At 76.2% G+C, this 449-nt stretch carries 1 protein-coding gene; it reads right to left on the minus strand.

Annotated elements, in window-relative coordinates:
• Positions 1 to 449 (minus strand): FAD-dependent oxidoreductase (locus L6Q67_RS23765; RefSeq protein ID WP_296576050.1); only part of this gene is annotated, 449 nt, incomplete at both ends.

Consider the following 449-nt stretch of genomic DNA (forward strand, 5'->3'; position numbering starts at 1 on the left):
GCAGCGGCCGGAACACCCCGGCCTTGTTGCCCGAGGCGCCCTGACCGGGCCCGTCGGCCTCGTCGATCACGGCAACTCGCCAACCGCGGGCGGCGAGGCGCTCGGCCACCGAGGTGCCGGCCACCCCGGCGCCGATCACCAGCGCACGGCGGTCGACGGCTGCCGCCGGCGGCACGGCATCGCCTTCGAAGCGGCCCAGCAGCACGGGCCGATGGCCGGCAACGCCCTCCTGCTGCACCACATCCTGCGCCACCACAAAACCAGCCGCCTGCAGCACCTGGCCGGCGCCCTCATCCACCGCCCAGGCCGCCAGCGTGGCCCCCGGGGCCGCCAGGCGGGCGAGCTGATCGCCCCCGCCGGGCGCAAGGCGATCGAGGTGGAAGGCGTCGGCACGGGCCTCGAGCTGGGCCAGGGCGTCGACGGGATCGCCGAAGATCAGGTCGAGGGTC

Origin of the sequence: Zoogloea sp. (genome assembly GCF_023150065.1) — a bacterium.
Lineage (GTDB): Bacteria > Pseudomonadota > Gammaproteobacteria > Burkholderiales > Rhodocyclaceae > Zoogloea.